We start from the raw sequence: 6,194 nt of genomic DNA, 5'->3' as shown, positions 1-6,194 counted from the left end.
GCGCCCGCACCATCCCCGTCGACTACGCCTCCCACAGCCCCCAGGTCGAAGCCATCCGCGACCGGGTCCTCACCGACCTCGCCGACCTCACCCCCACCAGCGGCAGCATCCCGTTCCACTCGACCGTGACCACCGAACCGATCGACACCGCCACGCTCGACGCCGACTACTGGTACACCAACCTCCGCAACCCCGTCCTCTTCGAACAGACCGTCCGCAAGCTCGTCGAAACCGGCCACACCACCTTCATCGAAACCAGCCCCCACCCCGTACTCACCAACCCCGTCGAAGAGATCCTCGACGGCACCGGCCGGGCGATCGGCACCCTGCGCCGCGACCACGGCGACCTCGCCCGCTTCCTCACCTCCACCGCCCAAGCCCACACCACCGGCACCCCCATCACCTGGCCCGTTCCCACCCCCAGCCACCCCCTCGACCTCCCCACCTACCCCTTCCAGCACGACAGTTACTGGCTGAAGCCCGCCCCCGGCGGCGCCGGTGCCCAGGCCCTCGGCCTCCGGCCCCTCGACCACCCCTTCCTCGCCGCCGCCAGCGCCCTCCCCGACGGCACCCACCTCCTCACCGGTCGTATCAAGCCCGCCGACCACACCTGGCTCGCCGACCACACCGTCCACGGCACCACCCTGCTGCCCGGCACCGCCTTCCTCGACCTTGCCCTGCACGCCGCCCACCACACCGAGCACCCGCAGGTCGCCGAGCTGACGCTGCACCACCCTCTGGTCCTCGGCGACTCCGCCCCCATCGACCTGCACGTCACCACCGCGCCCGCCCCCGACAGCCCCGACCAGCACACCCTGACCATCCACACCCGCCCCACCGACTCCCCCACCCAGCCCTGGACCCTCCACGCCACGGCCACCCTCAGCGCGCAGACACCGGCACCCCCAACCGGCCACACCGCGTGGCCCCCCACCCACGCGGCCCCGCACCCGACCGCCGACTTCTACCCCCGCCTCGCAGCCCACGGGTACACCTACGGCCCTGCCTTCCAGGGGCTGCACACGGCCTGGACGAGCGAGACCACCACCTATGCCGACGTTGCCCTCACCGACGGGACCCCCGATGACGGTTTCGGCATCCACCCGGCCCTGCTCGACGCCGCCCTGCACGCGATCGCCCTCACCGCGGCCGACGACGACCAGGCAGCCGGCCCGCTGCTCCCGTACAACTGGGGCGGCGTGACGCTGCACGCGGTGGACGCGCGCAGCATCCGGGTGGAGGTCGAGCGCACCGGCACCGACCAGGTCTCACTGCTGATCACCGACGAAGCCGGCCAGCCGGTGCTCACCGTCGACGAGTTGACGCTGCGCCGGATCGCTCCGGAGCAGCTGGCGAACGCCGGGAGCAAGCCGTCCGGCGACTCGCTGTTCCGACTGGACTGGACGCCGCTCACCAACCTGGAGACCACCGGCGACTCGCCCGCCATCGCCGTGATCGCCGCGGACTGCGGTCCGGGCGCCGAGGTGGGCGCCGCAGTGGGCGCCGCGGTGGGCGCCGTCGTCCACCCCTCCCTCGCCGAACTCGCCGCCGCAGGACCGCTTCCGGAGTTCGTGGTGGCCCCGGTCAGCGGTGCCGCCGACAACGGCGCCGACCCTGTGCAGGCCGCCCACGACACGGGCGCCCGGGCCCTCGCCCTGGTCCAGGAGTGGCTGGCGGCCGGCTTCGACGGGTCGACCCGCCTGGTGGTGCTCACCGGCGGCGCGGTCGCCACCCACCCCGCGGAGGACGTCGCCGACCTGGCCGCGTCCACCGCCTGGGGCCTGGTCCGCGCCGTCCAGAGCGAGAACCCGGACCAGTTCGTGCTGCTGGACGTCGACGGGCTGGAGGTGTCCTGGCAGGCTGTCCCGGCCGCTCTCGCCACCGGTGAGCCGCAGCTCGCCGTCCGGGTCGGTCAGGTGGTGGTCCCGCGCCTCGCGCCGGTCGGAGGGGCCGACATCCTGGCCCGGCCGACCGACCCGGGCGCGGTCTGGCGCCTGGACAGCACCGGAAAGGGGACGCTGGAGAACCTCGCGCTGTGCACCACCGCCGAGCCGACCCGCGAACTGGCCGCGGGCGAGGTCCGGATCGCGATCCGCGCGGCCGGCCTGAACTTCCGCGACGTACTCATCGCCCTCGGCATGTACCCGGGTGACGCACCGATCGTCAGCGAGGGCGCCGGCGTGGTCGTCGAGGTCGGTCCCGGCGTCGCCAACGTGGCGCCCGGCGACCGGGTGATGGGCCTGATCGGCGGCGCCGCCGGGCCGGTTGCGGTGACCGACCACCGCTGGGTGACGCCGATGCCGACCGGCTTGACCTTCCAGCAGGCCGCGGCCATCCCGATCACCTTCCTGACCGCGTACTACGGCCTGGTCGACCTCACCACGGTCAGCCCCGGCGAGCGGATCCTGATCCACGCGGGCACCGGCGGCGTCGGCATGGCCGCGATCCAACTGGTCCGCCACTGGGGCGGCGAGATCTACGCCACCGCCAGCCCCAACAAGTGGCACGTGCTGCGCGGACTCGGCATCGACGACGACCACTTCGCCTCCTCCCGGGATCTCGACTTCGAGGCGAAGTTCCTGGCCTCCACCGGCGGCGAGGGCATGGACATCGTGCTCAACTCGCTGGCCCGCGAGTACGTCGACGCCTCGCTGCGGCTGCTGCCGCGCGGCGGCCGCTTCCTGGAGATGGGCAAGACCGACCGCCGCGACGCCGACACCGTCGCCGCCGACCACACGGGCGTCCTCTACCGCGCCTTCGACACGGTGGAGGCGGGTCCAGACCGCATCCAGGAGATGCTGCTCGACCTGGTGGCACTCTTCGACCGCGGTGTGCTCCAGCCGCTGCCGATCCACGCCATGGACGTCCGGCACGCCCCGCACGCCTTCCGCTACCTCCAACAGGCCCGCCACACCGGCAAGCTGGTGCTCACCCTGCCCCGTGAACTGGACCCGGCGGGCACCGTGCTGGTCACCGGCGGCACCGGCACCCTGGGCGCCCACACCGCCAGGCACCTGGTCCGCGAACACGGCGTCGGCCGGCTACTGCTGGTCAGCCGACGCGGCCCGGACGCCCCGGGGGCCGCCGAACTCGCCGCCGAGCTGGCCGAGTCGGGCACCGAGGTCCGGATCGCCGCATGCGACACCACCGATCCGGCGGCACTCGCCGAGCTGCTCGACACGATCCCCGCCGAACAGCCGCTGACCGCCGTCTTCCACAGCGCCGGTGCCCTGGACGACGCCACCGTCGAAGCCCTCACCCCGAAGCAGCTGGAGGCGGTCTTCCGTCCCAAGGTCGACGCCGCCTGGCACCTGCACCGGGCGACCGAGCACCTCGACCTGGCCGCGTTCGTCCTGTACTCCTCCGCCAGCGGCACTCTCGGCAGCCCCGGCCAGGGCAACTACGCCGCCGCCAACCAGTACCTGGACGCGCTCGCCCAGCACCGCCGGGTCCGCGGCCTGCCCGCCCTCTCGCTCGGCTGGGGCCTGTGGGAGGAGACCAGCGAACTCACCGAGTCCGTCGACCAGGCGTCCCAGCGGCGCATGGCCCGCAACGGCGTGCTGTCGCTGACCACCCCGCAGGGGCTCGCGCTCCTCGACACCTCGCTGCGCGACGCCGCCGACGCCGTCCAGCTACCGATCCGGCTCGACCGCGGCGCACTGGCCCGGGCCTCCGCCGTGCCGCGGCTGCTCAGCGCCCTGACTGGCCCCCGGGTGCTCCGCAGCGCCCAGCGGGTCGCCGCAGTCAGCGCGGACGGCCTGCGCGAGAAGCTCGCCGGGCTCACCGAGGCCGAGCAGGACGCCCGGCTGCTGGCCCTGGTCCGCGGGCATGTCGCCGCCGTGCTCGGCCACGCCTCAGCGGAGGAGATCGACCCCAACCGGGCCTTCCAGGCCATCGGTTTCGACTCGCTCACCGCGGTCGAACTGCGCAACCGGCTCAACACCGGCACCGGCCTGCGGCTCTCCGCCACCGCGGTCTTCGACCACCCCACGCCCGCCGCCCTGGCCGCCGAACTGCGCGTCCGGCTCGCTCCCGCGTCGGCGCCGACCGGGGCCGCGGCCGTGCTGGCCGAGCTCGACCGGCTGGAGCGGGCGGCCCTCGCGGTCTCTCCCGAGGACGCCGAACTGGCCCTCCTGGCAGCCCGGTTGCAGACCCTGGCCCGACGGCTCGGGGCGGCCGGCGACACGCTGAGCGAGGCCGAGGTGGTGGAACTCGCCACCGCCTCCGACGAGGACCTCTTCCGCGCGCTGGACAACGAGCTCGGGACCACCGAGGCATGACCCACCACACCGCCACCAGCCCCCGGAACAGCCCGGCAGGCCCTGGTAGCACCACGAACCGCACCACGACCGCCATCAACCAGGAAGGGACCTCGCGGTGAACGAGGAGAAGCTGCGCGAGTACCTGAAGCGTGCGACGGCCGATCTCGTCCAGGCCAACCGCCGCCTGCGGGACGTCGAGGCACGGGACAGCGAGCCGATCGCGATCGTGGGCATGGCCTGCCGGTTCCCCGGCGGGGCCACCACCCCGGACGGCCTGTGGCGGCTTCTCGCGGACGGCGTCGACGCGATCGGCGAACTGCCGACCGACCGCGGCTGGGACGTCGACGACCTCTTCGACCCGGACCCCGAGCGCAGCGGGAAGACCTACTCGCGCAACGGCGCCTTCCTGGACGAGGTCGACCGGTTCGACGCCGACTTCTTCGAGATCAACCCCCGCGAGGCGACCGCCATGGACCCGCAGCAGCGGGTGCTCCTGGAGCTCGCCTGGGAGACCCTCGAGCGGGCCGGCATCGCGCCCGACAGCTTGCGCGGCAGCCGGACCGGCGTGTTCGTCGGCACCAGCGGCCAGGACTACCTGCGGGAACTGCCGGAGCGACTGGAAGGCGTCGAGGGCTACCTCGGCACCGGCAGCGCGCCCAGTGTGACCTCCGGGCGCGTCGCGTACGCGCTCGGCCTGGAGGGGCCGGCGGTCAGCGTCGACACCGCGTGCTCCTCCTCGCTGGTCGCCCTGCACCTGGCCTGCGTGTCACTGCGGCGCGGCGAGAGCGCGATGGCGCTGGCCGGCGGCGTCACCGTGATGGGCACACCCAACGTCTTCCTGGAGTTCAGTCGCCAGCGCGGCCTGGCGCCGGACGGCCGCTGCAAGCCGTTCGCGGCGGCGGCGGACGGCACCGGCTTCGCCGAGGGCGCCGGACTGGTGCTGCTGGAGCGGCTCTCCGACGCCCGAGCGGCCGGGCACCACGTGCTCGCGGTCATCCGCGGCACGGCGGTCAACCAGGACGGCGCCAGCAACGGTCTCACCGCCCCGAACGGGCCGTCGCAGCAGCGGGTGATCCGGGCCGCGCTGGCCGACGCCCGGCTGACCGCCGACCAGGTGGACGCGGTCGAGGCGCACGGCACCGGCACCAAGCTCGGCGACCCGATCGAGGCCCAGGCCCTGCTGGCCACCTACGGACAGGCGCGCAGCGCCGAACAGCCGCTCTGGATAGGCTCGTTGAAGTCCAACATCGGGCACCCCCAGGCGGCCGCCGGCATCGGTGGCGTGATCAAGATGGTGCAGGCGATACGGCACGGCGTGCTGCCCAAGACCCTGCACGTGGACGAGCCCACCCCGCACGTGGACTGGACCGAGGGCGCCGTCGAACTACTCACCGAGGCGCGGGACTGGCCGGAGACCGGGGAGCCGCGCCGGGCTGCCGTGTCCGCCTTCGGCATCAGCGGGACGAACGCGCACCTGATCCTGGAGTCCGCCCCGGCCGTCGAGGTCGGGGAAGGCGAGAAGGCCGACGAGGACGCCGTCGCACCCCTGTTGCTCTCCGGCAAGAGCGAGGCCGCGCTGCGCGAGCAGGCGGCTCAGCTCGGAGCGTTCCTGACCGACCATCAGGACATCGACCCGACCGCAGCGGCGGGCGTCCTGGCTTCGGGACGTTCGCACTTCGCACATCGGGCCGTGGTGTTCGGCGACGGGCGCGACGCGCTCCTCACCGGGCTGGCGGCTGTGGCCGAAGGGGCCGACAGCCCGCAGGCCGTCCAGGGGACGGTACGCGGCGGCAAGGTCGCCTTCCTGTTCACCGGACAGGGTGCGCAACGGCTCGGCATGGGCCGGGAGTTGTACGAAGCCCAGCCGGTGTTCGCGACGGCCTTCGACGAGGTCTGCGCGGCGCTGGACACCCACCTGGAGCGGCCACTGCG

The 6,194-nt window shown here is 73.6% G+C and carries 2 protein-coding genes; both read left to right on the top strand.

The features are described 5' to 3' along the window. Positions 1-4,280: SDR family NAD(P)-dependent oxidoreductase (locus ABZW30_RS46175; protein ID WP_355677347.1), on the top strand; the 4,280-nt coding region annotated here is incomplete at its 5' end. A gap of 97 nt (positions 4,281-4,377) precedes the next feature. After that, the coding region (locus ABZW30_RS46170; protein WP_355677346.1) for a type I polyketide synthase at positions 4,378-6,194 on the top strand (1,817 nt) is incomplete at its 3' end.

The organism is Kitasatospora sp. NPDC004669 (assembly GCF_040609455.1).
In the GTDB taxonomy this organism is placed as follows: Bacteria; Actinomycetota; Actinomycetes; order Streptomycetales; family Streptomycetaceae; genus Kitasatospora.
This window is presented reverse-complemented; position numbering and strand designations above follow the sequence as displayed.